The sequence below is a fragment of the Streptomyces longwoodensis genome (genome assembly GCF_001514125.1).
In the GTDB taxonomy this organism is placed as follows: domain Bacteria; phylum Actinomycetota; class Actinomycetes; order Streptomycetales; family Streptomycetaceae; genus Streptomyces; species Streptomyces longwoodensis.
Window position 1 is genome coordinate 406,524 of the sequence record NZ_KQ948551.1, and the last position, 25,054, is coordinate 431,577.

The window sequence follows — 25,054 nt, forward strand, 5'->3', positions numbered from 1 at the left end:
GGCATCCTGTGACCTACCCGGGACTGCCCCGGCCGGAGCGGCCCTCCGCCACACCCCTCGCGGAGCTGGCCGACCAGCTGGGTACCGCCACCGACGGAGCCGCCGCCGTCACGGGGATCACCCATGACTCCCGCGCCGTGCGCCCCGGCGACCTGTACGCCGCCCTGCCCGGGGCCCGGGCCCACGGCGCCGACTTCGTCACCCAGGCCGCCGGCCTCGGTGCCGCCGCCGTGCTCACCGACCCGGCCGGCGCCGAACGCGCCGCCGCGACCGGCCTGCCGGTCCTCGTGGTCGACGACCCGCGCGGACGGATGGGCGAACTGGCGGCCACCATCTACGGCCGGCCGGGCCGCGACCTGCTCCAGATCGGCATCACCGGCACCTCCGGCAAGACCACCACCGCCTACCTCGTCGAGGGCGGCCTGAAGACCGTGCGCAGCACCGGTCTCATCGGCACCGTCGAGATGCGCATCGGCGACGAGCGCATCAAGTCCGAGCGCACCACCCCGGAAGCCACCGACCTGCAGGCGCTGTTCGCCGTCATGCGCGAACGCGGCGTCGAGGCCGTCGCCATGGAGGTCTCCAGCCACGCCCTGGTCCTCGGCCGGGTGGACGGCTGCGTCTTCGACGTGGCCGTCTTCACCAACCTGAGCCCGGAGCACATGGAGTTCCACTCCGACATGGAGGACTACTTCCGGGCCAAGGCGCAGCTGTTCACGCCGCGGCGCAGCAGGCTCGGCGTGGTCAACGCCGACGACGACCACGGCCGCCGGCTGGTCCGGGAGGCGACCGTCCCGGTCGTCACCTACTCCGCCGAGGGCCACCCGGACGCCGACTGGCGCGCCGAGGACGTCCGGATCGGCCCGATGGACTCGACGTTCACCGTGGTGGGCCCGCAGGGCGAGCGGATCGCGGCCAGGTCGCCGCTGCCCGGCCCGTTCAACGTGGCCAACACCCTCGCCGCGATCGTCGCCCTCGCCGCGGCCGGGCTCGACCCGCAGGCCGCCGCCGACGGCGTCGCCGCCGTGCCGGGCGTACCGGGCCGCCTGGAGCGGGTGGACGCCGGACAGCCGTACCTCGCGGTCGTCGACTACGCCCACAAGACCGACGCCGTCGAGTCGGTCCTCAAGGCCCTGCGCAAGGTCACCAAGGGCCGGCTGCACGTCGTCCTCGGCTGCGGCGGCGACCGCGACCGGACCAAGCGGGCGCCGATGGGCGCCGCCGTCGCGCGGCTCGCCGACACCGCCGTGCTGACCTCCGACAACCCCCGCTCCGAGGACCCCCTCGCGATCCTCGCCACCATGCTCGAGGGCGCAGCCTCCGTGCCCGCGCACGAGCGCGGCGAGGTCGTGCTGTTCGAGGACCGGGCGGCCGCGATCGCCGCCGCCGTGGCCCGCGCGCAGCCCGGGGACACCGTGCTCGTCGCGGGCAAGGGCCACGAACAGGGCCAGGACATCGCCGGGGTGGTCCGTCCGTTCGACGACCGCCAGGTGCTTCGCGAAGCTATCCAGAAGACCCAGGGATGAACTTGTGATCGCCCTCTCCCTCGCCGAGATCGCAGAAGTCGTCGGCGGGCAGACCCACGACATACCGGATCCGTCCGTGCAGGTCACCGGACCGGTCGTCCGGGACTCCCGCGAGGCGGTGCCCGGCAGCCTCTTCGTCGCCTTCGTCGGCGAACGCGTCGACGGCCACGACTTCGCGGAACAGGTCGTCCGGGCCGGCGCCGTCGCCGTCCTGGCCGCACGCCCGGTCGGCGTCCCCGCGATCGTCGTGGACGACGTCCAGCGGGCCCTCGGCGCCCTCGCCCGCCGCGTCGTCACCGACCTCGGCGCGACCCTCGTCGGCCTCACCGGGTCCGCCGGCAAGACCAGCACCAAGGACCTCATCGCCCAGGTGCTGCAGCGCAAGGCGCCCACCGTCTACACCCCCGGCTCCCTCAACAACGAGATCGGGCTCCCGCTGACCGCGCTGACCGCCACCGAGGAAACCCGTTTCCTGGTGCTGGAGATGGGCGCGCGCGGCATCGGCCACATCCGCTACCTCACCGAGCTGACCCCGCCCCGGATCGGCCTCGTCCTCAACGTCGGCAGCGCCCACATCGGCGAGTTCGGCGGCCGGGAGCAGATCGCCCAGGCCAAGGGCGAGTTGGTGGAGGCCCTGCCGCCGGCCGAGGAGGGCGGCACCGCGGTCCTCAACGCCGACGACCCGTTGGTCCGGGCCATGGCCTCCCGTACGAAGGCGAAGGTGGTCCTTTTCGGAGAGTCCGACGAAGCGGACGTTCGCGCCGAGAACGTGCGACTCACGGACAGCGGACAGCCCGCCTTCAGACTTCACACACCCTCCGGTGCAAGCGATGTGACCATGCGCCTGTACGGTGAGCACCACGTGTCGAACGCGCTCGCCGCGGCCGCCGTCGCCCATGAGCTGGGCATGTCCGCGGAAGAGATCGCCACCGCGCTCTCCGAGGCGGACTCCCTCTCCCGCTGGCGCATGGAGGTCACCGAGCGCCCGGACGGCGTGACCATCGTCAACGACGCCTACAACGCCAACCCCGAGTCCATGAAGGCCGCCCTGCGCGCGCTGGTGGCCATGGGCAGGGGGCGGCGGACCTGGGCGGTGCTCGGCAAGATGGCCGAGCTCGGGGACGAGGCTCTCGCCGAGCACGACGCGGTCGGACGGCTCGCCGTCCGGCTCAACGTCAGCAAGCTCGTCGCGGTCGGGGGGATCGAAGCCTCCTGGCTGCAACTGGGCGCATATAACGAGGGTTCGTGGGGTGAGGAGTCGGTGCACGTGTCCGACGCACAGGCGGCGGTCGACCTGTTGCGCAGCGAGCTGCGCCCGGGGGACGTCGTCCTCGTGAAGGCGTCCCGTTCGGTCGGCCTGGAGGGCGTCGCGCAGGCGCTGCTCGAGACCGGTGCCGAGGGTGAGGTTTCCGCCCGATGATGAAGCAGATCCTGTTCGCCGGTGTCATCGGTCTGTTCCTGACGCTGATCGGCACGCCGCTGCTGATCAAGCTCCTGGCGCGCAAGGGGTACGGCCAGTACATCCGGGACGACGGCCCGCGCGAGCACGCCAGCAAGCGCGGTACGCCGACGATGGGTGGCATCGCCTTCATCCTGGCCACGATCGCGGCCTACTTCCTGTCGAAGCTCATCACCGGCTACCCGCCGACCTACTCCGGTCTGCTGGTGCTGGGCCTGATGGCCGGCATGGGCCTGGTCGGCTTCCTCGACGACTACATCAAGATCGTCAAGCGGCGCTCGCTGGGCCTGCGGGCCAAGGCGAAGATGGCCGGCCAGCTGCTCGGCGGCATCGCCTTCGCCGTGCTGTCGCTGCAGTTCGCCGACTCCCGCGGCAACACCCCGGCGTCCACCAAGCTGTCGTTCATCACCGACTTCGGCTGGACCATCGGCCCGGTGCTGTTCGTCGTCTGGGCGCTGTTCATGATCCTCGCGATGTCGAACGGCGTGAACCTCACCGACGGCCTGGACGGCCTGGCCACCGGCGCCTCCGTCCTCGTCTTCGGCGCCTACACCTTCATCGGCGTCTGGCAGTTCCAGGAGTCCTGCGCCAACGGCGAGACCCTCACCAACCCCAACGCCTGCTACGAGGTGCGCGATCCGCTGGACCTCGCCGTGGTCTCGGCCGCCCTGATGGGCGCCTGCCTCGGCTTCCTGTGGTGGAACACCTCGCCGGCCAAGATCTTCATGGGCGACACCGGTTCGCTCGCGCTCGGCGGTGTGCTCGCGGGCCTCGCGATCTGCTCCCGCACCGAGCTGCTGCTCGCCATCCTGGGCGGTCTGTTCGTCCTGATCACCATGTCGGTGGTCATCCAGGTCGGCTCGTTCCGGCTGACCGGCAAGCGCGTCTTCCGGATGGCGCCACTGCAGCACCACTTCGAACTCAAGGGCTGGTCCGAGGTCCTGGTCGTGGTCCGCTTCTGGATCATCCAGGGCATCTGCGTCATCGTCGGACTGGGCCTCTTCTACGCGGGATGGGCAGCGGACAAGTGACCGACTGGCAGGGGAAGCACGTCACCGTCGCCGGGCTCGGCGTCTCCGGCGTCCCGGCGGCCAAGGTGCTGCACGGGCTCGGCGCGCGGGTCACCGTCGTCAACGACGGCGACGACGCACGCGCACGGGAGCAGGCCGCCGCACTGGAGGCGCTCGGCGTCACCGTGCGCCTCGGCGACGGCGCCACCCTGCCCGAGGGCACCGAACTCGTCGTCACCGCCCCCGGCTGGCAGCCCGACAAGCCGCTGTTCCTCGCCGCCGAGCGGGCCGGCGTGCCGGTCTGGGGCGACGTGGAGCTGGCCTGGCGGCTGCGCGGCACCGTCCCCGGCAAGCCGGTGGCCCCCTGGCTGTGCGTCACCGGCACCAACGGCAAGACCACCACCACGCAGATGCTGGCCTCCATCCTGCGGGCGGCCGGCCTGCGCACCGCGGCCGTCGGCAACATCGGCGTCTCGCTGCTCGACGCGGTCCTCGGCGAGGAGCCGTACGACGTCCTCGCGGTGGAGCTGTCCAGCTACCAGCTGCACTGGGCGCCCTCGCTGCGCGCCCACTCCGCGGCGGTGCTCAACCTCGCCCCGGACCACCTCGACTGGCACGGCTCCATGGAGGCGTACGCCCGCGACAAGGGCCGCGTCTACGAGGGCAACCAGGTCGCCTGCGTCTACAACGTCGCCGACAAGGCCACCGAGGACCTGGTGCGCGAGGCCGACGTCGAGGAGGGCTGCCGGGCCATCGGCTTCACCCTCGGCACCCCCGGCCCCTCCCAACTCGGCGTCGTGGAGGGCATCCTGGTCGACCGCGCGTTCGTGGAGAACCGGCGGGAGAGCGCCCAGGAGCTCGCCGAGGTCTCCGACGTGAACCCGCCGGCCCCGCACAACATCGCCAACGCCCTTGCCGCGGCGGCCCTCGCGCGCGCCTTCGGGGTCCCGCCGCAGGCCGTGCGGGACGGCCTGCGGGCCTTCACCCCGGACGCCCACCGCATCGCCCACGTCGCGGACGTGGAGGGTGTGGCGTACGTCGACGACTCCAAGGCCACCAACACCCACGCCGCGGAAGCCTCGTTGGCCGCGTACGGGTCGATCGTGTGGATCGCCGGCGGCCTGGCCAAGGGCGCCACGTTCGACGAACTGGTCGCCCGCTCCGCCGGGCGGCTGCGCGGTGTCGTCCTCATCGGCGCCGACCGGGCGCTGATCCGGGAGGCGCTCGCGCGACACGCCCCCGAAGTCCCCGTGGTGGACCTCGACCGGACGGACACTGGGGCGATGCTCCAGGCCGTCCAGGAGGCGGCACGGCTGGCGCAGCCCGGCGACACGGTGCTGCTGGCCCCGGCCTGTGCCTCCATGGACATGTTCGCCAACTACAACAAGCGCGGTGACGCGTTCGCGGAGGCGGTCCGCGAACTCGGCGCGGGCGCCTGACGGCGGGTCTCGGCCGCGACAGTCGCTCGGGACCCATGGAGGGACGCGTGACTCGGATGTCGCTGGGACCAGCCGGCTCGGGTACCCGGGCGGTGAGCGCCGATGGCCGGTAGCCGTACCGGAGGACCGCCCGTCCAGCGGGCCGTGCGGCGGCCCGCCGCCCCGCGGGCGCCGCGCGAGAACCCCGTGCTGCGGACGTACACCCGCGCCCGCCGGGCCTGGGACCGGCCGCTGACCGCCTACTACCTGATCCTCGGCGGCAGTCTGCTGATCACCGTGCTGGGGCTGGTGATGGTCTACTCGGCCTCCCAGATCACCGCGCTGCAGATGTCGTTGCCCGGGTCGTTCTTCTTCCGCAAACAGTTCCTGGCCGCCGCGATCGGCGCCGGACTGCTGCTGGTCGCCTCGCGGATGCCGGTCCGGCTGCACCGGGCGCTGGCCTACCCGATCCTGGCCGGCGCGGTCTTCCTGATGGCCCTGGTGCAGGTGCCGGGGATAGGGATGGCGGTCAACGGCAACCAGAACTGGATCTCCCTCGGCGGCTCCTTCCAGATCCAGCCCAGCGAGTTCGGCAAGCTCGCCCTGGTGCTGTGGGGCGCCGACCTGCTGGCCCGCAAACAGGACAAGAAGCTGCTCACGCAGTGGAAGCACATGCTGGTGCCGCTCGTCCCGGTCGCCTTCCTGCTGCTCGGGCTGATCATGCTCGGCGGTGACATGGGCACCGCGATCATCCTCACCGCGATCCTGTTCGGCCTGCTGTGGCTGGCCGGTGCGCCGACCCGGCTGTTCGTCGGGGTGCTGTCGATCGCCGGGGTGCTCGGCGTGATCCTGATCAAGACCAGCCCCAACCGGATGGCCCGGCTGGCCTGCATCGGCGCCACCGAGCCCAAGTCCGGCGCCGCCGACTGCTGGCAGGCCGTGCACGGCATCTACGCCCTGGCCTCGGGCGGGATCTTCGGTTCCGGACTGGGGGCGAGTGTGGAGAAATGGGGACAACTCCCCGAGGCCCACACGGACTTCATCTTCGCCGTCACCGGTGAGGAACTGGGCCTGGCGGGGACGCTGTCGGTGCTCGCCCTGTTCGCGGCTCTAGGCTATGCGGGTATCCGCGTGGCCGGTCGCACGGAGGACCCCTTCGTGAGGTATGCCGCGGGAGGCGTGACCACCTGGATCACGGCGCAGGCCGTGATCAACATCGGTGCGGTGCTCGGCCTGCTGCCGATCGCCGGCGTCCCCCTCCCGCTGTTCTCCTACGGGGGGTCCGCGCTGCTGCCGACCATGTTCGCCATCGGGCTGTTGATCGCGTTCGCGCGTGACGAGCCCGCTGCGCGGGCGGCGCTTGCGATGCGGCAACCCCGCTTTGGTAGAAAGCGGGGGACCGGGGGCACTCGTTCCGATCGACGTCCCCGGAGATGGAACACGATGCGACGGCGTGCCTCGGCGGCGCGTTCGTCCGGAGAGCGGTGAATTTCGGTGCATGTCGTACTCGCCGGTGGGGGGACCGCCGGCCACATCGAGCCCGCGCTCGCCCTCGCGGACGCCCTGCGCAGGCAGGATCCGACCGTGGGGATCACGGCCCTGGGCACGGAGCGCGGCCTGGAGACCCAGCTCGTCCCGCAGCGGGGCTACGAGCTCGCGCTGATCCCGGCGGTGCCGCTGCCGCGCAAGCCCACCCCCGAACTGATCACCGTGCCGGGCCGGCTGCGCGGCACGATCAAGGCGACCGAGCAGGTCCTGGAGCGCACCAAGGCGGACGTCGTGGTCGGCTTCGGCGGCTACGTCGCGCTGCCCGGCTACCTGGCCGCCAAGCGCCTCGGCGTGCCCATCGTGATCCACGAGGCCAACGCCCGCCCGGGCCTGGCCAACAAGATCGGCTCCCGGTACGCCGCCCAGGTGGCCGTGGCCACCCCGGACAGCAAGCTGCGCAACTCCCGCTACATCGGGATCCCGCTGCGGCACTCCATCGCCACCCTGGACCGGGCCGCAGCCCGCCCCGAGGCCCGGCACCGGTTCGGCCTGGACCCCAACCTGCCGACGCTGCTGGTCTCCGGCGGCTCGCAGGGCGCCCGCCGCCTCAACGAGGTGGTCCAGCAGGTCGCGCCGTGGCTGCAGCAGGCCGGCGTCCAGATCCTGCACGCGGTCGGCCCGAAGAACGAACTGCCGCACGTGCAGCAGATGCCGGGGATGCCCCCCTACATCCCGGTAAGTTACCTGGACCGGATGGACCTCGCGTACGCCGCGGCCGACATGATGCTCTGCCGCGCGGGCGCGATGACCGTCGCTGAACTCTCCGCCGTCGGGCTCCCGGCCGCCTACGTCCCGCTGCCCATCGGCAACGGCGAACAGCGGCTGAACGCCCAGCCGGTGGTGAAGGCCGGCGGCGGACTGCTGGTCGACGACGCGGAGCTGACCCCGGAGTGGGTCCGGCAGAACGTCCTGCCCGTGCTCGCCGACCCGCACCGGCTGTACGAGATGTCCCGCGCCGCCGCCGAGTTCGGCCGCCGGGACGCGGACGACCTCCTCGTCCGCATGGTGTACGAGGCGATCGCCGCCCACCGTGCACAGCGCTAGGAGCACATGACGAAAGGGCAGGAGCGTGGCCGGACCTACTTCCACCGCCGAACGCGGTGCACGCCGACAGGAGTCGTCCGGCCCGCCCCCCGCCCGGGCAGCGGCCCGCCGACGCCTTCGTACGATCATCGTCCTCGCGTGCGCCCTGGTGGTGCTCGGCGGGGGCGTGACCTGGCTGCTCTACGGCTCGCCGTGGCTGCGGGCGGAGCGGGTCTCCGTCTCCGGCACGGACGTCCTGACGCCCCGGCAGGTGCGCGAGGCGGCCGACGTGCCCGTCGGCGAGCCGATGGTCTCCCTGGACACCGACACCATCGCCGCCCGGGTGCGGCGGGCGCTGCCGCGCGTCGACCGGGTGGACGTGACGCGTTCCTGGCCGCACGGCATCCGGCTCGAAGTGACCGAGCGCAAGCCGGTGCTGCTCCTCGCGGGCACCGGCCGCACAGCCGGGACCTTCACGGAAGTGGACGACGACGGCGTCCGGTTCGCCACCGTCCCCCGGGCGCCGAAGGGCGTACCGCTCCTGGCGCTGGCCACCTCACCGCGCGGCTCGGCCTCGGCCAGCCTGCGCCGCTTCGGCGAGGACCGGCTCGTACGGGAGGCGGTCCGGGTCGCCGGGGACGTCCCGGCCGCCGTGGCCCGCGTCACCAGGACCGTGAAGGTGCGCTCCTTCGACGCCGTCTCACTGGAGTTGGGCGACGGGCGGACGGTCGCGTGGGGGAGCTCCGAGCAGGGGGCCGCGAAGGGCCGTGCGCTCACCGCTCTCATGAAAGCATCTCCGGACGCACGGCACTTCGACGTCAGCGTTCCCACCGCCCCTGCGTCATCGGGGAGTTGACGCACATCAGCGCAGGCCAGCACCCTGGTTGGGCAGCGACATGGCTGATCACATAGGGTGAAAAGAAAAACGGGAGGTTCGGCGTGTTCGTTGAACGGGCGCCACTTGTCGACTTAGTGTCCTGTTCAGAAGACTCCAAGGAACGGACACACTGGTAACCCTAAACTTCAACGTTAGGGTTCGGGTCGGCGCAACGGACCGTCCCATTCGGCATCAGTCGGCGGAGCGCGGACGACCGCGCACCGACGACACGTAACTCGAGGCGAGAGGCCTTCGACGTGGCAGCACCGCAGAACTACCTCGCAGTCATCAAAGTCATCGGTGTCGGCGGCGGTGGTGTCAATGCCATCAACCGGATGATCGAGGTCGGTCTCAAGGGCGTCGAGTTCATCGCCATCAACACCGACGCGCAGGCGCTGTTGATGAGCGACGCCGACGTCAAGCTCGACGTCGGCCGCGAACTCACCCGCGGACTCGGCGCCGGCGCCAACCCGGCCGTCGGCCGCAAGGCCGCCGAGGACCACCGCGAGGAGATCGAGGAGGTCCTCAAGGGGGCCGACATGGTCTTCGTGACGGCCGGTGAAGGCGGCGGCACCGGCACCGGCGGGGCCCCCGTCGTGGCCAACATCGCGCGCAACCTCGGCGCCCTCACCATCGGCGTGGTCACCCGCCCGTTCACCTTCGAGGGACGGCGCCGCGCCAACCAGGCCGAGGACGGCATCGCCGAACTCCGCGAAGAGGTCGACACCCTCATCGTCATCCCCAACGACCGGCTGCTGTCCATCTCGGACCGCCAGGTCTCGGTCCTCGACGCCTTCAAGTCGGCCGACCAGGTCCTGCTCTCCGGCGTCCAGGGCATCACCGACCTCATCACCACCCCCGGTCTGATCAACCTGGACTTCGCCGACGTCAAGTCGGTCATGTCCGAGGCCGGTTCGGCGCTCATGGGCATCGGCTCCGCCCGCGGCGACGACCGCGCGGTGGCCGCGGCCGAGATGGCGATCTCCTCGCCGCTGCTCGAGGCGTCCATCGACGGCGCCCGCGGTGTGCTGCTGTCCATCTCCGGCGGCTCCGACCTCGGTCTGTTCGAGATCAACGAGGCCGCCCAGCTGGTCAGCGAGGCCGCCCACCCCGAGGCCAACATCATCTTCGGCGCGGTCATCGACGACGCCCTCGGCGACGAGGTGCGGGTCACCGTGATCGCGGCCGGCTTCGACGGGGGCCAGCCCCCGGCCCGCCGGGACAACGTCCTCGGCTCGTCCTCGGCGTCCTCCTCGTCCTCGGCGCCCTCCGCGGCGACCCGCCGCGAGGAGCCCACGCCGGTCCGGCAGCCCGAGTCCCGGCCGAGCTTCGGCTCGCTCGGCAGCGTGACGCCGAAGGAGGAGACGGAGCCCGCCCCCGAGCCGGTCGCCGACCTCCCGGTCGCCCCGCCGGTGCCGCCGTCGCGGACCTACGCCGACAGCGCGGCCGAGGAACTGGACGTACCGGACTTCCTCAAGTGATCCTTCTGACGTGACAGCACAGCGCGAGAACGCGAGCGGCGCGCACTTCGCCTTCACCGACCGGTGGGGCGGGGTGAGCGCCGCTCCGTATGCGGAGCTCAACCTCGGCGGCGCGGTCGGTGACGACCCCGGCGCCGTGCGGACCAACCGGGAACTGGCGGCCAAGGCGCTCGGCCTGGACCCGGACCGGGTGGTCTGGATGAACCAGGTGCACGGCAGTGACGTGGCCGAGGTCGACGGCCCGTGGGGGACCCGGCCGGTTCCTGAGGTCGACGGACTGGTGACCGCGGTCCGGGGGCTCGCCCTCGCCGTGCTCACCGCCGACTGCGTGCCGGTCCTGCTGGCCGACCCCGTCGCCGGGGTCGTCGCCGCCGCCCACGCCGGGCGCCCGGGGATGGTCGAGGGGATCGTGCCCGCCGCCCTCGACGCGATGCGGGCGCTGGGCGCCGACCCGGCCCGGATCGTCGCCCGCACCGGACCCGCCGTGTGCGGCCGGTGCTACGAGGTGCCCGAGGCGATGCGCACCGAGGTCGCCGCGGTGGAACCGGCGGCGCACGCCGAGACCAGTTGGGGCACGCCCGCGGTGGACGTCGCCGCCGGGGTGCACGCCCAGCTGGCGCGCGCCGGGGTGCGCGACCGGGAGCAGTCGCCGGTGTGCACGCTGGAGTCGAGTGACCACTTCTCGTACCGCCGCGACCGCGTCACCGGGCGCCTCGCGGGATATGTCTGGCTGGCTGAGAGAGCATGACGGAGCGTAGGGACGAACTCGCCGGGAACCTGGCGAAGGTGGAGCGGCGCATCGCCGCCGCGTGCGAGGCCGCCGGGCGCAAGCGCGAAGAGGTGACCCTGATCGTGGTCACCAAGACCTACCCGGCGAGCGACGTGCGGATCCTGTCGGAGCTCGGGGTGCGGCACGTCGCCGAGAACCGCGACCAGGACGCGGCGCCCAAGGCCGCCGCGTGCGCGGATCTGCCCCTGTCGTGGCACTTCGTCGGTCAGCTCCAGACCAACAAGGTGCGCTCCGTGGTCGGTTACGCCCACACCGTGCAGTCCGTCGACCGGTCCCGGCTGGTGACGGCCCTGTCTAAGGAGGCGGTGCGCCAGGAGCGCGAGCTCGGCTGCCTGATCCAGGTGGCGCTCGACGCCGGGGTGAGCGGGCGCGGGGAGCGGGGCGGGGTGTCGCCGGACGGCGTCGAGGAGTTGGCCGCTCTGGTCGCCGGCGCCCCGGGGCTGCGGCTCGACGGACTGATGACCGTCGCACCCCTGACCGGAGAGTACGCCGGACGGCAACAGGCGGCGTTCGAGCGGTTGATGGAATTGTCGACCTCCGTGCGCGGGGCCCATCCGGCTGCAACCATGGTCTCGGCAGGGATGAGTGCGGACCTCGAGCAGGCCGTGGCGGCCGGGGCGACACATGTACGCGTCGGCACCGCGGTACTCGGAGTCCGCCCGAGGCTCGGGTAACGTCGCCAGGAAGTCGGACCACAGCAGAAAATATGGTCATTTCCGCCACAGGGCGGGGCAGAAGGACCACGTGGATCGCGGGACTTGGCAGTCGTCAGCCGATCCACCACAGAGCGGAGGACTCAGAGCATGGCCGGCGCGATGCGCAAGATGGCGGTCTACCTCGGCCTCGTGGAGGACGATGGGTACGACGGCCGGGGGTTCGACCCCGATGACGACTTCGAGCCCGAGCTCGACCCCGAGCCCGAGCGCGACCACCGACGGCACGAGCCGTCCCACCCGTCACACTCCGCACACCAGTCCCAACGGGACGAAGAGGTGCGAATCGTACAACCGCCCGCGCCCCGCGAGCCGGTGGCCCGCTCGACTTCGCTTCCCGCGGAATCGGGTCGTCCGGCGCGGATCGCCCCCGTGGCATCCATCACACAAGAACGTCAGTCCCTGGAGAAGAACGCACCGGTGATCATGCCCAAGGTCGTGTCGGAACGAGAGCCGTACCGGATCACCACACTTCACCCGCGGACCTACAACGAGGCCCGTACCATCGGGGAACACTTCCGTGAGGGCACCCCGGTGATCATGAACTTGACTGAGATGGACGACACAGACGCGAAGCGACTTGTCGACTTTGCGGCCGGTTTGGTGTTTGGTCTTCACGGCAGCATCGAGCGGGTGACGCAGAAGGTGTTCCTGTTGTCGCCTGCTAACGTCGATGTCACGGCGGAGGACAAGGCCCGCATCGCAGAGGGCGGGTTCTTCAACCAGAGCTGAGACGCACGACCGGAAAACAGCAGTACGCAGCACGGAAAAACAGGGGAGAGGGAAGCACCGAACATGAGCGTGGTCCTGGATGTCGTCTACATCGCGCTGATGGTGTTCCTCATCGTGCTCATCTTCCGGTTGGTCATGGACTACGTCTTCCAGTTCGCCCGCTCATGGCAGCCCGGCAAGGCGATGGTGGTCGTTCTGGAGGCCACCTACACTGTCACCGATCCACCGCTCAAGCTTCTGCGGCGGGTCATCCCGCCGCTGCGTCTCGGGGGCGTGGCGCTCGACCTGTCCTTCTTCGTACTGATGATCATCGTCTACATCCTGATCTCGATCGTGAGCCGGCTGTGAGCGATGTGAACTACCGTCTTGCCGAATGCCGACGACTACGTTGAGGTGAAGAGATGCCGTTGACCCCCGAGGACGTGCGGAACAAGCAGTTCACGACCGTCCGCCTCCGAGAAGGCTATGACGAGGACGAGGTCGATGCCTTCCTCGACGAGGTCGAAGCCGAACTGACCCGGCTGCTCCGCGAGAACGAGGACCTGCGCGCCAAACTGGCCGCCGCGACGCGTGCTGCTGCCCAGAACCAGCAGAACATGCGCAAGCCGCCGGAGCAGCAGGACCAGCAGCAGCAGGGCATGCCTCCCCAGCAGGGGATGCGAGGTCCCGGCGCTCCGGTGCCCGCCGGGATATCGGGCCCGCCGCAGCAGCAGATGGGTGGCCCCATGGGTGGCCCGCCCCAGCTGCCGAGCGGTGCCCCGCAGCTGCCCGCCGGCCCCGGTGGCCAGAGCGGTCAGCAGGGTCCCGGCCCCATGGGCCAGGGTCCGATGGGCCAGGGCCCCATGGGTCAGGGTCCGATGGGCGGTCAGCCGCCCATGCAGCAGATGGGCGGCCAGATGGGCGGCCCCATGGGCGGTCCGATGGGTGGCCCCATGGGCGGCCCCGGTCAGGGTCCCGGTGGCGACAGCGCCGCGCGCGTCCTGTCGCTGGCCCAGCAGACCGCCGACCAGGCGATCGCCGAGGCCCGTTCCGAGGCCAACAAGATCGTCGGCGAGGCGCGTTCGCGTGCCGAGGGTCTCGAGCGTGACGCCCGTGCCAAGGCCGACGCCCTGGAGCGGGACGCGCAGGAGAAGCACCGCGTCGCGATGGGCTCCCTGGAGTCCGCCCGCGCCACGCTGGAGCGCAAGGTCGAGGACCTGCGCGGCTTCGAGCGCGAGTACCGCACGCGCCTGAAGTCGTACCTCGAGTCCCAGCTGCGTCAGCTGGAGACCCAGGCCGACGACTCCCTCGCCCCGCCCCGCACCCCGGCCACGGCCTCCCTGCCGCCGTCCCCGGCGCCCTCGATGGCCCCGGCCGGCGCGAGCGCCCCGTCCTACGGCGGCAACCAGGGCATGGGCGGCGGTCCGAGCCCCGCGGGTCCGTCCTACGGCGGCCAGCAGCAGATGTCCCCGGCGATGACCCAGCCCATGGCTCCGGTCCGCCCGCAGGGTCCGTCGCCGATGGGCCAGGCGCCCTCGCCGATGCGCGGCTTCCTGATCGACGAGGACGACAACTGACGGCCGCTCGTACGCCTTAGGCGTCGGCAGCGTTCAAGGGGCGGGGCCCCGGATTCCGATCCGGGGCCCCGCCCCTTTTACGCGTGTTGCGGAGGGGCCGCCCACCGACCGGTCCCGGCCGGGCGTCCGGTGGCGGCCGGGCGTCCGGTGGAGGTCAGCGAAAACGGCGGCCGCCCCGCGAGGGACGGCCGCCGTTCACGAGGTGCGCGGCGGGCGCGGGTTACGCCTTGCGCAGGCGGAACGCCAGGGACAGGCCCTCGTCCGTGAAGGGCGCGCCGTAGGTGTCGTCCGCCTCGCCCTGGGCGAAGTCCGTCGCCAGGACCTCGTCCGCGATCAGCCCGCTGTGCCGGCTGAGCGCGGCGATCGTCTCCGGGTCGGTCGCCGTCCAGCGCAGCGCGATGCGGTCGGCCACGTCCAGCCCACTGTTCTTGCGGGCCTCCTGGATCAGCCGGATCGCGTCCCGGGCGAGCCCCGCCCGGCGCAGCTCCTCGGTGATCTCCAGGTCCAGCGCGACCGTGGCGCCGGAGTCGGAGGCCACCGACCAGCCCTCGCGGGGCGTCTCGGTGATGATCACCTCGTCCGGGGCCAGCGTCACCGTCTCCCCGTCGACCTCGACCGACGCCGTGCCCTCGCGCAGGGCCAGCGACAGCGCGGCCGCGTCCGCCGCGGCGACGGCCCGGGCCACGTCCTGCACCCGCTTGCCGAACCGCTTGCCCAGCGCCCGGAAGTTGGCCTTGGCGGTGGTGTCGACCAGGGACCCGCCGACCTCGCTCAGCGAGGCCAGCGACTCGACGTTCAGCTCCTCGGTGATCTGGGTGTGCAGCTCCGGGGAGAGCGCGTCGAAGCCGGTGGCCGCGATCAGCGCCCGCCGCAGCGGCTGACGCGTCTTCACGCCCGACTCGGCGCGCGTCGCCCGGCCCAGCTCCACCAGGCGCCGCACGAGCACCATCTGCTTCGACAGCTCCGGGTCGATCGCCGACAGGTCGGCCTCCGGCCACGAGGACAGGTGCACCGACTCCGGGGCGCCCGGGGTGACCGGGACGATGAGGTCCTGCCAGACCCGCTCGGTGATGAACGGCGTCAGCGGGGCCATCAGCTTGGTGACCGTCTCCACGACCTCGTGCAGCGTACGCAGCGCGGCCTTGTCGCCCTGCCAGAACCGGCGCCGCGAGCGCCGCACGTACCAGTTGGACAGGTCGTCGACGAACGCCGAGAGCAGCTTGCCGGCGCGCTGGGTGTCGTAGGCCTCCAGGGACTGGGTGACCTGGTCGGTCAGCGCGTGCAGCTCGGACAGCAGCCAGCGGTCCAGCAGGGGGCGGTCGGCCGGGGCCGGGTCGGCCGCGGAGGGGGACCAGCCGGACGTCCGGGCGTACAGCGCCTGGAAGGCGACCGTGTTCCAGTACGTCAGCAGGGTCTTGCGCACGACCTCCTGGATCGTGCCGTGGCCGACGCGGCGGGCCGCCCACGGCGAGCCGCCGGCCGCCATGAACCAGCGCACCGCGTCCGCGCCGTGCTGGTCCATCAGCGGGATCGGCTGCAGGATGTTGCCCAGGTGCTTGGACATCTTGCGGCCGTCCTCGGCGAGGATGTGGCCCAGGCACACGACGTTCTCGTACGACGACTTGTCGAAGACGAGGGTGCCGACCGCCATCAGCGTGTAGAACCAGCCGCGGGTCTGGTCGATCGCCTCGGAGATGAACTGCGCCGGGTAGCGGCTCTCGAACAGCTCCTTGTTCTTGTACGGGTAGCCCCACTGCGCGAACGGCATCGAACCCGAGTCGTACCAGGCGTCGATGACCTCCGGCACGCGCGTGGCCGTGCGGCCGCAGCCGTCCTGCGGGCAGGCGAAGGTGACGTCGTCGATGAAGGGGCGGTGCGGGTCCAGCTCCGACTGGTCCGTGCCGGACAGCTCGGTCAGCTCCGCGCGCGAGCCCACGCAGGTGAGGTGGTCGTCCTCGCAGCGCCAGATGGGCAGCGGGGTGCCCCAGTAGCGGTTGCGGGACAGGGCCCAGTCGATGTTGTTGTTCAGCCAGTCGCCGTACCGGCCGTGCTTGACCGTGTCGGGGAACCAGTTGGTCTTCTCGTTCTCCTCGATCAGCCGGTCCTTGACGGCCGTGGTGCGGATGTACCAGGACGGCTGCGCGTAGTAGAGGAGCGCGGTGTGGCAGCGCCAGCAGTGCGGGTAGCTGTGCTCGTACGGCAGGTGCCGGAACAGCAGGCCGCGCTCGGCGAGGTCCTCGGTGAGCTTCTCGTCGGCCTTCTTGAAGAAGACGCCGCCGACCAGGGGGACGTCCTCGCCGAAGGTGCCGTCCGGGCGGACGGGGTTGACGACGGGCAGGCCGTAGGCGCGGCAGACCTTGAGGTCGTCCTCACCGAAGGCGGGGGACTGGTGGACCAGACCCGTGCCGTCCTCGGTGGTGACGTACTCGGCGTTGACCACGTAGTGGGCCTCGGTGCCCTCCGGGAACTCCACCAGCTCGAACGGGCGCTGGTAGGTCCAGCGCTCCATCTCGGCGCCGGTGAACCTCTCCCCGGTGGGCTCCCAGCCCTCGCCGAGCGCCTTGGCGAGCAGCGGCTCGGCGACGACCAGCCGCTCCTGGCCGTCGGTGGCGACGACGTAGGTGACGTCGGGGTGCGCGGCGACCGCGGTGTTGGACACCAGGGTCCAGGGGGTCGTCGTCCACACCAGCAGGGCGGCCCGGCCGGCCAGCGGGCCGGAGGTGAGCGGGAAGCGGACGTAGACGGACGGGTCCACGACCGTCTCGTAGCCCTGGGCCAGCTCGTGGTCCGACAGGCCGGTGCCGCAGCGCGGGCACCAGGGGGCGACGCGGTGGTCCTGCACCAGCAGGCCCTTGGTGAAGATCTCCTTCAGCGACCACCAGACGGACTCGATGTACTCGGGCTCCATCGTGACGTAGGCCTCGTCGAGGTCCACCCAGTAGCCCATGCGGGTCGTCAGCTCGGCGAAGGCGTCCGTGTGGCGCAGGACCGACGCACGGCACTTGTCGTTGAACGCGGCGATGCCGTACGCCTCGATGTCCTTCTTGCCGCTGAAGCCGAGCTCCTTCTCCACCGCCAGCTCGACCGGCAGGCCGTGGCAGTCCCAGCCGGCCTTGCGGGCCACGTGGTAGCCGCGCATGGTGCGGAAGCGGGGGAAGACGTCCTTGAAGACGCGGGCCTCGATGTGGTGGGCGCCGGGCATGCCGTTGGCGGTGGGCGGGCCCTCGTAGAACACCCACTCGGGGCGGCCCTGGGACTGGTCCAGGCTCTTGGCGAAGATCTTCTGCTCGCGCCAGAAGTCGAGCACCGCGTGTTCGAGCGCGGGCAGGTCGACCTGGGCGGGCACCTGGCGGTACTGCGGCTGCGTGTTCAACGAGCTTCCTCCGGCGGACGTGCTGCCTTCCGTCGGAGGGACGAGAGCCGTGTCCTGCTCGTGCGCCGGTTCGGCGGGCTCCCGCGGTACCACCCTCCTTGGCCCCCGGTGCGCCCTGTGCCCCGGTGAGCCCCCTCATTGGGGTCGCGATGCCGGTTCTACTGACCGCTGCGGCGGCTTTCCTCCGGCGGCTCCGGGGTGATCTTCACGTCGCGCTCGCCCCCGGGCTCCCACCGTCCCCGGGTCGCTCTGGGCTGCGTACGCCGCTACTCGTCCCCATCCACGCTTTTCGCTCCGCCCAGTGTACGGCGCGGTGGGGACCGCGGCCGACCGGATTACCGGGGCGGGGGTGACCCGAACGGAGCGGGGGCCCAGGGCGGGTGCGGGACCGCTCCCGCGGGCGGCCCGGGCGGCGGATTACCGGGCGGGGAGCTGGGCACAACGCAGGCAGGCTCGTCGCGCGGCGTGCGCGAGGAGGACGAATCGGGCGGTGTGCCCCGTTGCCGCGGGACCCAAGTCGATTTATCGTCCCAGCACGATACGCGCGCAAGATCACAATATGTGAAGGGGCCGCGGCCATGGTGGCGAAGAAGACCGCCGTACAGCAGTCGGCGCCCCGGAAGGGGACCGCCGAGGAGGCGACCGCGACCGCGAGGAAGACCGCGGCGGCACCCGGGACCGGGGCGGCCACGGCGGCGGCGACGGGAACGACACGGACGCGGGCCGCGAAGAAGGCGGCCGGCGCGAGGAAGTCGGCCGCGCCGTCCGAGAAGGCGTCGGGTGCCCGGACGACGCGGGCCGCCGGGAAGGCGGCTGCCGCAGCGCAGGACTCCGGGAAGGCCGCTGCCGCCCAGGACTCCGGCACGGCGGCCGGGCAGCAGCCGGCCGGAGCCGCGGACACGACGGCCGCCGGGCGGCGACCGGCCGTCGGCGAGCCGGCCGGCGCGCGCGGTGCCGCCGGTGCGGAGGCCGGGGCGGGGAAGAAGAGCGCGGGGAACGGGAACGTGAAGGGGGGCCGCGGGGGGAAGGCTGCCGGGGCCGGGGCGGTGTCGGGTGCCCGGGGGAAGAGCAGGGCCAAGAAGGCGGGCGCGGCCTCGGCCGCGGAGCAGACGGGAGCCACGACGGTGGTTGCGAAGAAGACTCCAGGCACGGCCACGGCGGCGAAGACCGCCGTACCCAAGGCGCGGCTCGGGGCGGCGGAGCCCGGCGACCTCGCGGTGCGCCCCGGCGAGGAGCCCTGGACGCCCGAGGAGGTCGAGGAGGCCCGCACCGAGCTGACGAGCGAGAAGGAGCGGCTGCGCGCCGAGCTCGCCTCGTCGGAGGCGGCCCTCGCGGGCCTGATGCGCGACTCGGGCGACGGCGCCGGGGACGACCAGGCGGACACCGGGACCAAGAACATCACCCGGGAGCACGAACTGGCGCTGGCCGCCAACGCGCGCGAGATGCTGGAGCAGACGGAGCACGCGCTGGAACGGCTCGACGCGGGCACGTACGGCCTGTGCGAGAACTGCGGCGAGCCCATCGGCAAGGCCCGCATGCAGGCGTTCCCACGTGCCACGCTGTGCGTGGAGTGCAAGCAGAAGCAGGAACGCCGGTAGGGAACCCGGAAGGCCGGCGGGGGAGGCGTGCCGTACCCTCGTCCTCAGTCAGGTACCTAGCTCGAGGGACTCACGTGGCAGAGGCGGAGCGGATCATCGGTACGCCGGACACCCCCGGGGCGGGGACCGGCCCGGAGCAGCGCGACGTGCACGGCACGGACGGCACGGACCGCGCCGACGGTGCCGGGCGGGCGGACGCCGACGCCCCCGTCGTACGGCCCCGCCGCCGGCGGGTCGCGGTGCTGTTCGCGGTCGCCGCGTTCGCCTACGCGCTCGACCTCGTCAGCAAGCTGCTCGTGGTCGCCAAGCTGGAGCACCACCGCCCGATCGAGATCGTCGGCGACTGGCTGAAGTTCGAGGCGATCCGCAACGCCGGGGCCGCCTTCGGCTTCGGCGAGGCCTTCACGGTGATCTTCACGGTGATCGCCGCCGCGGTGATCGTGGTCATCGCGCGGCTCGCCCGCAAGCTGTACAGCCTGCCCTGGGCGATCGCCCTCGGCCTGCTGCTCGGCGGGGCCCTCGGCAACCTCACCGACCGCATCTTCCGCTCGCCCGGCGTGTTCGAGGGCGCGGTCGTGGACTTCATCGCGCCCAAGCACTTCGCCGTGTTCAACCTGGCCGACTCGGCGATCGTGTGCGGCGGCATCCTGATCGTGCTGCTGTCCTTCCGGGGCCTCGACCCCGACGGGACCGTCCACAAGGACTGAGGGACGGGCCTGCCGGACCCGTCCGGCATACTCGACGGGTGAGCACGATTCCCGAGATCCGTACCCTGCCCGTGCCCGACGGCCTGGAGGGCGAGCGCGTCGACGCCGCCATCTCCCGCATGTTCGGCTTCTCCCGCACCAAGGCGGCCGAGCTCGCCGCCTCGGGGAAGGTCACGGTCGACGGGTCGGTGGTCGGCAAGTCGGAGCGGGTGCACGGCGGGGCCTGGCTCGAGGTCGAGATGCCACAGGCGCCCCAGCCCGTCCAGGTGGTCGCCGAGCCGGTCGAGGGCATGGACATCGTGCACGACGACGACGACGTGGTCGTGATCGTCAAGCCGGTCGGCGTCGCCGCCCACCCGTCGCCGGGCTGGACCGGGCCGACCGTGATCGGCGGGCTCGCCGCCGCCGGGTACCGCATCTCCACCTCCGGCGCCGCCGAGCGCCAGGGCATCGTGCACCGCCTGGACGTGGGCACCTCCGGCCTGATGGTCGTCGCCAAGTCCGAGCGCGCGTACACCTCGCTCAAGCGCCAGTTCAAGGAGCGCACGGTCGACAAGCGCTACCACACGCTCGTCCAGGGCCACCCGGACCCGACCAGCGGCACCATCGACGCGCCCATCGGCCGTCACCCCCAGCACGACTACAAGTGGGCGGTCACCGCCGAGGGCAAGCCCTCGGTCACGCACTACGACCTGATCGAGGCGTTCCGCGCCGCCTCCCTGCTCGACGTGAAGCTGGAGACCGGCCGCACCCACCAGATCCGCGTCCACATGGCCGCCCACCGCCACCCGTGCGTCGGCGACCTGACCTACGGCGCCGACCCGACGCTCGCCAAGCGGCTGCGGCTGACCCGCCAGTGGCTGCACGCCGTGCGCCTGGGCTTCGAGCACCCCGGGGACGGCGAGTGGGCGGAGTTCTCCAGCGACTACCCCGAGGACCTGCAGCGGGCGCTCGACCAGGTCCGTGAGGAGACCTACGGATGAGCGGGCGGCCCGGCGCGCCGTCGTACACCGTGCGGGTCGTGGCGGACCTCGCCGACCGTGAGGCGTGCTTCGCGGTGCGCAAAGAGGTCTTCGTCGCGGAGCAGGGCGTCCCGGAGGAGATCGAGTACGACGCGTACGACGCCGTCGCCGTGCACGTGCTGGCGGTCCGCGAGGACGGGCTGCCGCTGGGCACCGGACGGCTGCTGCACGGCGAGGCGGCCCTCGGCAGGACCGGCGGGGACCCCTCGGTCGGCTCGCTGGGGCGGCTCGCCGTCTCCCGCGCGGCGCGCGGCCTCGGGGTCGGCGCCGCACTGGTGCGGGCCGTAGAGGACGCGGCCCGCGCACGGGGCCTCGCGGCCGTGGACCTGCACGCGCAGACGCAGGCGCTGGGCTTCTACGAGCGGCTGGGCTACGTGGCGTACGGGCCGGAGTTCCCGGACGCCGGGATTCCGCACCGGGCGATGCGCAGGGTTTTGCCCGCGGTGTGATCGCGTCGGCGTGGCAGGCTGGAGATCCGTTCCTGCACCGTCGACCTGCCCGGAGTGCTGACCGTGGACCAGCTGGCCCTGTTGTTCGTGCTGTTGCTCGGGGCCGTGCTGAGCGTCCCGGTGGGGGACCGGCTCGGCCTGCCCGCGCCGGTGCTGATGACCCTGCTCGGGATCGCGCTCGCGCTGCTCGACTTCGTGCCCAACGTGCAGGTCCCGCCCGACCTGATCCTCCCGCTGGTGCTGCCGCCGCTGCTGTACGCGGCGGTGCGGCGCACCTCCTGGCGGCAGTTCACCGCCAACAAACGGCCGATCTTCCTGCTGGCCGTGGCGCTGGTGTTCGTCACGACGGCGTGCGTCGCCGTCGTCGCGCACACCGTGGTGCCCGGCCTGCCGATCGCCGCCGCCGTGGCGCTGGGCGCGCTGGTCGCGCCGCCCGACCCGGTCGCCGCCACCGCCGTCGCCGGGCAGCTGGGGCTGCCGCGCCGCCTGGTGTCCATCCTGGAGGGCGAGGGCCTGTTCAACGACGTGACGGCCATCGTGCTCTACCACGTCGCCATCACCGCGGTGGTCAGCGGAAGCTTCGAGCTCGGCGGCGCCGCGCTGGAGTTCGTGCTCTCCGCCGTGGTCGCGGTCGCGGTGGGGCTGGCGCTCGGCTGGGGCGCCAACAAACTCCTCGACCGGCTCGGCGACGCGACCCTCCAGATCGGCCTCACGCTGCTCGTGCCGTACGCCTCCTACGTCCTCGCCGAGGAGCTGCACGGCTCCGGGGTGCTCGCCGTGCTCACCACCTCGCTGTTCATCGCGGAGTACGCCACCGATCCCGACGACGTGATGACCCGGCTCGCCGGGCACGCCTTCTGGGACATCGTCGACACGCTCGTGACCGGCGTGGCGTTCGGCCTGATCGGGCTGGAGCTGCACAACGCGGTCCGTACGGCGTCCGGCCGGTGGGGCGAGATGCTGGGCTGGGCGGGCATCGTGGTGGCCGTCGTGGTCGTCGTACGGCTGCTGTGGCTGTTGCCGGCGACCTGGCTGACCCAACGGCTGCACGCCCGGCGGGACCGGGACGAGGACATCCCGGTGAGCTGGCGGGAGACCGTCGTCATGTGGTGGTCCGGGATGCGCGGCGTGGCGTCGGTGGCGCTGGCCCTGGCGGTTCCGCTGAAGACCGACGACGGCGGTGCGTTCCCCGACCGGAACGAGATCGTCTTCATCGCGTTCGGCGTGATCATGGTGACGCTGGTGGTGCAGGGGCTGACGCTGCCGTGGCTGGTGCGGCGGCTCGGGGTGCGGGCCGACACGGAGCGGGAGAAGGCGTTCGAGCGGGAGCTGGCGGTGCGGGCCGCGAAGGCGGCGAAGGCGCGGCTGCGGGAGATCGAGGCGGTGGAGGAGCTGCCGGAGGAGTTCTCCGAGCAGATGCTGCGGCGGGCGTTCGAGATCGGGGTGCGGATCAGCCCGGACATCGGGGAGGAGGAGCGCAAGGAGGGGCACGAGAAGCGGGTCCGCCGGCTGAAGCGGGTACGGCGGATCCAGGGGGAGATGCTCAGCGCCGCGCGGCACGAGGTGCTGGCGGCGCGCAGCGAGGCGGGGGCGAACCCGGAGGTGGTGGACCGGGTGCTGCGGCAACTGGACGTGCGCAGCCTGCGGTGAGCCGCCGGGGCCGTTGCTCCGGCTTGCCGGGGGCGTTCCCCCGGCCCCGCTTCCCCGGCCGTTCCACGACAGTCGTGTGAACGGCGGCCCCCGGCCCGGCCCCGGCGGGTACGCTCCGATCATGGCTCGCAACATCGTTGTCAGTGGTGGTGGCAGTGGGATCGGGTTGGCCGCGGCGCGGGTGTTCGCCGCCGACGGGGACCGGGTGGTGCTGCTCGGGCGGCGGGCCGAGGTGCTGGAGCGCGCCGGGGTCCCCGGGGCGCTCACCCGGGCCGCCGACCTGAGCGACGTGGACGACGTGCGGGGCGTCGCCCGGTTCGTCGCGGAGGAGCTGGGCACGGTCGACGTGCTCGTGCACTGCGCGGGCGGCAACGGGCAGCTCGAACCGGCGGCCGGCACCGACGACCCGCTGGAGCGCGCCGCCCACGAGTGGGGCGTGAACTTCCGCCTCAACACCCTGACCGCCGTGCTGCTCACCGAGGCGTTGAAGGAACGGCTCGCCGAGCCCGGCGGGCGGGTGCTCTTCCTCAGCTCCATCGCCGCCTACCGGGGGTCGGGCAGCGGGGCGTACGGCGCGGCCAAGGCGGCCCTGCACCCGTACGCGCACGACCTGGCCCGGCAGCTGGGGCCGCGCGGGATCACGGTGAACGTGGTGGCGCCCGGCTACGTCGAGGACACCGAGTTCTTCGGGCCGGGCATCGACCCGGCCCGCCGGGAGCGGCTGGTCGCCGAGACCTCGACCGGGCGGGCCGGCACCCCGGGGGACGTCGCCGCCACCCTGCACTGGCTGGCGTCCCCGGGCGCCGCCCACGTCACGTCCCAGGTCGTCCAGGTCAACGGCGGCGCCGAACGGGGTCATTGACGCCGGCCGGGCTCAGCCCCGGCCGGTGCGCGGCTTCTCGTAGGCCCGGTGGTCGTTCCGGAACTCCTCCCACGGCGTCTGCGACGGCAGCCGGCCGGGCGGGGGCACCGCGCCCGCGGTGTTGACCCGGGGCAGCGCGTACGGGTGGTGCTCGGCCAGCCAGCGGATCATCTGCTCGCGCACCGCGACCCGCACCGTCCAGACGTCGTCGGCGTCCTTCGCCGTCACCAGGGCCCGCACCTGGAGGGTGTTGGGCGTGGAGTCGGTCACCACCAGGCCGTAGTCGCGGCCGTCCCAGGCCGGGCACTCGCGCAGGATGTCGCGCAGCTTCTCGCGCATCAGCTCGGTCGGCGCCGAGTGGTCCAGGTGCCAGTACACGATGCCGGTCATCTGCGGGGTGCCGCGCGACCAGTTCTCGAACGGCTTGGACGTGAAGTAGGACACCGGCATGGTGATCCGGCGCTCGTCCCAGGTCCGCACGGTCAGGTAGGTCAGCGTGACGTCCTCGACCGTGCCCCACTCGCCGTCCACGACGACCACGTCGCCGAGGCGCACCATGTCACCGAAGGCGATCTGGAACCCGGCGAACATGTTGCTCAGCGTCGACTGCGCGGCCACACCGGCGACGATGCCGACGATGCCGGCCGAGGCCAGCAGCGAGGCGCCGGCCGCGCGCATCGCGGGGAACGTCAGCAGCATCGCCGCGACGGCCATCACCCCGACGACCGCCGACACCACCCGCATGATCAGCGCGACCTGGGTGCGCACCCGGCGCACCCGGGCCGGGTCCCGCTGGGCGCGGGCGCTGGCGTACCGCTCGTAGGAGGACTGCACGATCGCGGAGGCGATCCGGATGATCAGCCAGGCCGTGGAACCGATCAGCACCAGGGTCAGGGAGCGCCCGATGCCGACCCGGTGCTCCTGGAGCAGTTCCGCCTGGTCGTAGGAGCCTCTGAGCAGGGCCGCGCACAGCACGAGTTGGTAGGGGATGCGGCCACGGCGCAGCAGGCCCCACAAGGGTGTCTCGTGGTGCCGGTCGTCCGCCTTGCGCAGCAGGAGGTCGGAGGCCCAGCCGATGACGAGCGTCAGTACGACCGCACCCCCGACCACGATCACGGGTCGGAGCAGGTTCTCCATGTCTTCGAACCTAACCGGGACCGCAGGGGCCTGAACCTGCGCTTTCTGTGACGATCGCCATGAACGTCCGTGCGGGGAGTGCCACGAGCGGCGTCGTGGCGGGCGCCCGCGGGGCTGGCACCA

At 72.2% G+C, this 25,054-nt stretch carries 21 protein-coding genes; 19 read left to right on the forward strand and 2 right to left on the reverse strand.

Annotated elements, in window-relative coordinates:
* Positions 1-8 precede the first annotated feature (8 nt).
* From AQJ30_RS10855 to AQJ30_RS10915, 13 genes are all read left to right on the forward strand, one after another.
* Positions 9-1,526 (forward strand): UDP-N-acetylmuramoyl-L-alanyl-D-glutamate--2,6-diaminopimelate ligase, encoded by a 1,518-nt coding sequence (locus AQJ30_RS10855; RefSeq protein ID WP_067231836.1) that lies wholly within the window; start codon positions 9-11, stop codon positions 1,524-1,526.
* Between the two features lie 4 nt (positions 1,527-1,530).
* The gene (locus tag AQJ30_RS10860) at positions 1,531-2,946 is read left to right on the forward strand and encodes a UDP-N-acetylmuramoyl-tripeptide--D-alanyl-D-alanine ligase (protein WP_067231839.1); all 1,416 of its coding nucleotides are present in this window, start codon (positions 1,531-1,533) and stop codon (positions 2,944-2,946) included.
* Positions 2,943-4,016 carry a phospho-N-acetylmuramoyl-pentapeptide-transferase gene (gene mraY, locus AQJ30_RS10865; protein WP_211278958.1) on the forward strand — a complete coding sequence of 358 codons (1,074 nt, stop codon included), beginning with the start codon at positions 2,943-2,945 and terminating at the stop codon, positions 4,014-4,016. The genes AQJ30_RS10860 and mraY overlap by 4 nt, the downstream gene beginning before the upstream one ends.
* A complete protein-coding gene (murD, locus tag AQJ30_RS10870; protein ID WP_067231844.1) occupies positions 3,998-5,434 on the forward strand; it encodes a UDP-N-acetylmuramoyl-L-alanine--D-glutamate ligase in 1,437 nt (478 codons plus the stop codon). Before mraY ends, murD begins: the two co-directional genes overlap by 19 nt.
* Positions 5,435-5,536: 102 nt before the next feature.
* Positions 5,537-6,901, forward strand: a complete 1,365-nt coding sequence (ftsW, locus tag AQJ30_RS10875) for a putative lipid II flippase FtsW (RefSeq protein WP_067231846.1) — start codon at positions 5,537-5,539, stop codon at positions 6,899-6,901.
* Positions 6,902-6,907: 6 nt separating this feature from the next.
* Positions 6,908-8,005, forward strand: a complete 1,098-nt coding sequence (gene murG / locus AQJ30_RS10880) for an undecaprenyldiphospho-muramoylpentapeptide beta-N-acetylglucosaminyltransferase (RefSeq protein WP_067231849.1) — start codon at positions 6,908-6,910, stop codon at positions 8,003-8,005.
* 25 nt (positions 8,006-8,030) lie between these two features.
* A complete protein-coding gene (locus AQJ30_RS10885; RefSeq protein ID WP_067231852.1) occupies positions 8,031-8,840 on the forward strand; it encodes a cell division protein FtsQ/DivIB in 810 nt (269 codons plus the stop codon).
* 278 nt (positions 8,841-9,118) lie between these two features.
* Positions 9,119-10,342, forward strand: a complete 1,224-nt coding sequence (gene ftsZ, locus AQJ30_RS10890) for a cell division protein FtsZ (protein WP_067231855.1) — start codon at positions 9,119-9,121, stop codon at positions 10,340-10,342.
* A gap of 10 nt (positions 10,343-10,352) precedes the next feature.
* The gene (gene pgeF, locus AQJ30_RS10895) at positions 10,353-11,090 is read left to right on the forward strand and encodes a peptidoglycan editing factor PgeF (RefSeq protein ID WP_067231857.1); all 738 of its coding nucleotides are present in this window, start codon (positions 10,353-10,355) and stop codon (positions 11,088-11,090) included.
* Positions 11,087-11,806, forward strand: coding sequence for a YggS family pyridoxal phosphate-dependent enzyme (locus AQJ30_RS10900; RefSeq protein ID WP_067231860.1), 720 nt, complete (start codon positions 11,087-11,089; stop codon positions 11,804-11,806). Before pgeF ends, AQJ30_RS10900 begins: the two co-directional genes overlap by 4 nt.
* A gap of 129 nt (positions 11,807-11,935) precedes the next feature.
* The gene (locus AQJ30_RS10905) at positions 11,936-12,577 is read left to right on the forward strand and encodes a cell division protein SepF (RefSeq protein WP_067231862.1); all 642 of its coding nucleotides are present in this window, start codon (positions 11,936-11,938) and stop codon (positions 12,575-12,577) included.
* A gap of 63 nt (positions 12,578-12,640) precedes the next feature.
* The gene (locus tag AQJ30_RS10910; protein ID WP_020129925.1) at positions 12,641-12,925 is read left to right on the forward strand and encodes a YggT family protein; all 285 of its coding nucleotides are present in this window, start codon (positions 12,641-12,643) and stop codon (positions 12,923-12,925) included.
* A 53-nt stretch (positions 12,926-12,978) separates the two neighbouring features.
* Positions 12,979-14,133 (forward strand): DivIVA domain-containing protein, encoded by a 1,155-nt coding sequence (locus tag AQJ30_RS10915; protein WP_067231865.1) that lies wholly within the window; start codon positions 12,979-12,981, stop codon positions 14,131-14,133.
* Positions 14,134-14,353: 220 nt separating this feature from the next.
* Here the strand turns inward: AQJ30_RS10915 and ileS are convergent, their stop codons facing one another.
* Positions 14,354-17,506: an isoleucine--tRNA ligase gene (gene ileS, locus AQJ30_RS10920; protein WP_107119548.1), complete on the reverse strand. Its 3,153-nt coding sequence runs from the start codon at positions 17,504-17,506 to the stop codon at positions 14,354-14,356.
* Positions 17,507-18,084: 578 nt separating this feature from the next.
* Between ileS and AQJ30_RS10925 the strand changes: the two genes are divergently transcribed.
* The 6 genes from AQJ30_RS10925 to AQJ30_RS10950 all read left to right on the forward strand — a co-directional run bounded on the left by AQJ30_RS10925 (position 18,085) and on the right by AQJ30_RS10950 (position 23,794).
* Entirely contained in the window at positions 18,085-19,104 is a 1,020-nt protein-coding gene (locus AQJ30_RS10925) for a TraR/DksA family transcriptional regulator (RefSeq protein WP_067231868.1), read from the forward strand.
* A 74-nt stretch (positions 19,105-19,178) separates the two neighbouring features.
* Positions 19,179-19,811, forward strand: a complete 633-nt coding sequence (gene lspA / locus AQJ30_RS10930; RefSeq protein WP_067231871.1) for a signal peptidase II — start codon at positions 19,179-19,181, stop codon at positions 19,809-19,811.
* A 38-nt stretch (positions 19,812-19,849) separates the two neighbouring features.
* Positions 19,850-20,794 (forward strand): RluA family pseudouridine synthase, encoded by a 945-nt coding sequence (locus AQJ30_RS10935; RefSeq protein ID WP_067231873.1) that lies wholly within the window; start codon positions 19,850-19,852, stop codon positions 20,792-20,794.
* Positions 20,791-21,282, forward strand: coding sequence for a GNAT family N-acetyltransferase (locus AQJ30_RS10940; protein WP_067231876.1), 492 nt, complete (start codon positions 20,791-20,793; stop codon positions 21,280-21,282). The genes AQJ30_RS10935 and AQJ30_RS10940 overlap by 4 nt, the downstream gene beginning before the upstream one ends.
* A gap of 63 nt (positions 21,283-21,345) precedes the next feature.
* Positions 21,346-22,932, forward strand: coding sequence for a Na+/H+ antiporter (locus AQJ30_RS10945; RefSeq protein ID WP_067232651.1), 1,587 nt, complete (start codon positions 21,346-21,348; stop codon positions 22,930-22,932).
* 121 nt (positions 22,933-23,053) lie between these two features.
* Entirely contained in the window at positions 23,054-23,794 is a 741-nt protein-coding gene (locus AQJ30_RS10950; RefSeq protein WP_067232653.1) for an SDR family NAD(P)-dependent oxidoreductase, read from the forward strand.
* A gap of 12 nt (positions 23,795-23,806) precedes the next feature.
* Here AQJ30_RS10950 and AQJ30_RS10955 read toward each other — a convergent pair whose 3' ends face one another.
* Positions 23,807-24,931 carry a mechanosensitive ion channel family protein gene (locus AQJ30_RS10955; RefSeq protein WP_067231879.1) on the reverse strand — a complete coding sequence of 375 codons (1,125 nt, stop codon included), beginning with the start codon at positions 24,929-24,931 and terminating at the stop codon, positions 23,807-23,809.
* Positions 24,932-25,054: the final 123 nt, after the last annotated feature.

Coding starts and splice junctions, on each gene's coding strand:
- mraY (WP_211278958.1), top strand. CDS start 2,943: ATGATGAAGCAGATCCTGTTCGCCGGTGTCATCGGTCTGTTCCTGACG.
- murD (WP_067231844.1), top strand. CDS start 3,998: ATGGGCAGCGGACAAGTGACCGACTGGCAGGGGAAGCACGTCACCGTC.
- ftsW (WP_067231846.1), top strand. CDS start 5,537: ATGGCCGGTAGCCGTACCGGAGGACCGCCCGTCCAGCGGGCCGTGCGG.
- AQJ30_RS10900 (WP_067231860.1), top strand. CDS start 11,087: ATGACGGAGCGTAGGGACGAACTCGCCGGGAACCTGGCGAAGGTGGAG.
- AQJ30_RS10905 (WP_067231862.1), top strand. CDS start 11,936: ATGGCCGGCGCGATGCGCAAGATGGCGGTCTACCTCGGCCTCGTGGAG.
- AQJ30_RS10910 (WP_020129925.1), top strand. CDS start 12,641: ATGAGCGTGGTCCTGGATGTCGTCTACATCGCGCTGATGGTGTTCCTC.
- AQJ30_RS10915 (WP_067231865.1), top strand. CDS start 12,979: ATGCCGTTGACCCCCGAGGACGTGCGGAACAAGCAGTTCACGACCGTC.
- AQJ30_RS10925 (WP_067231868.1), top strand. CDS start 18,085: ATGGTGGCGAAGAAGACCGCCGTACAGCAGTCGGCGCCCCGGAAGGGG.
- AQJ30_RS10940 (WP_067231876.1), top strand. CDS start 20,791: ATGAGCGGGCGGCCCGGCGCGCCGTCGTACACCGTGCGGGTCGTGGCG.
- AQJ30_RS10950 (WP_067232653.1), top strand. CDS start 23,054: ATGGCTCGCAACATCGTTGTCAGTGGTGGTGGCAGTGGGATCGGGTTG.
- AQJ30_RS10955 (WP_067231879.1), bottom strand. CDS start 24,931: ATGGAGAACCTGCTCCGACCCGTGATCGTGGTCGGGGGTGCGGTCGTA.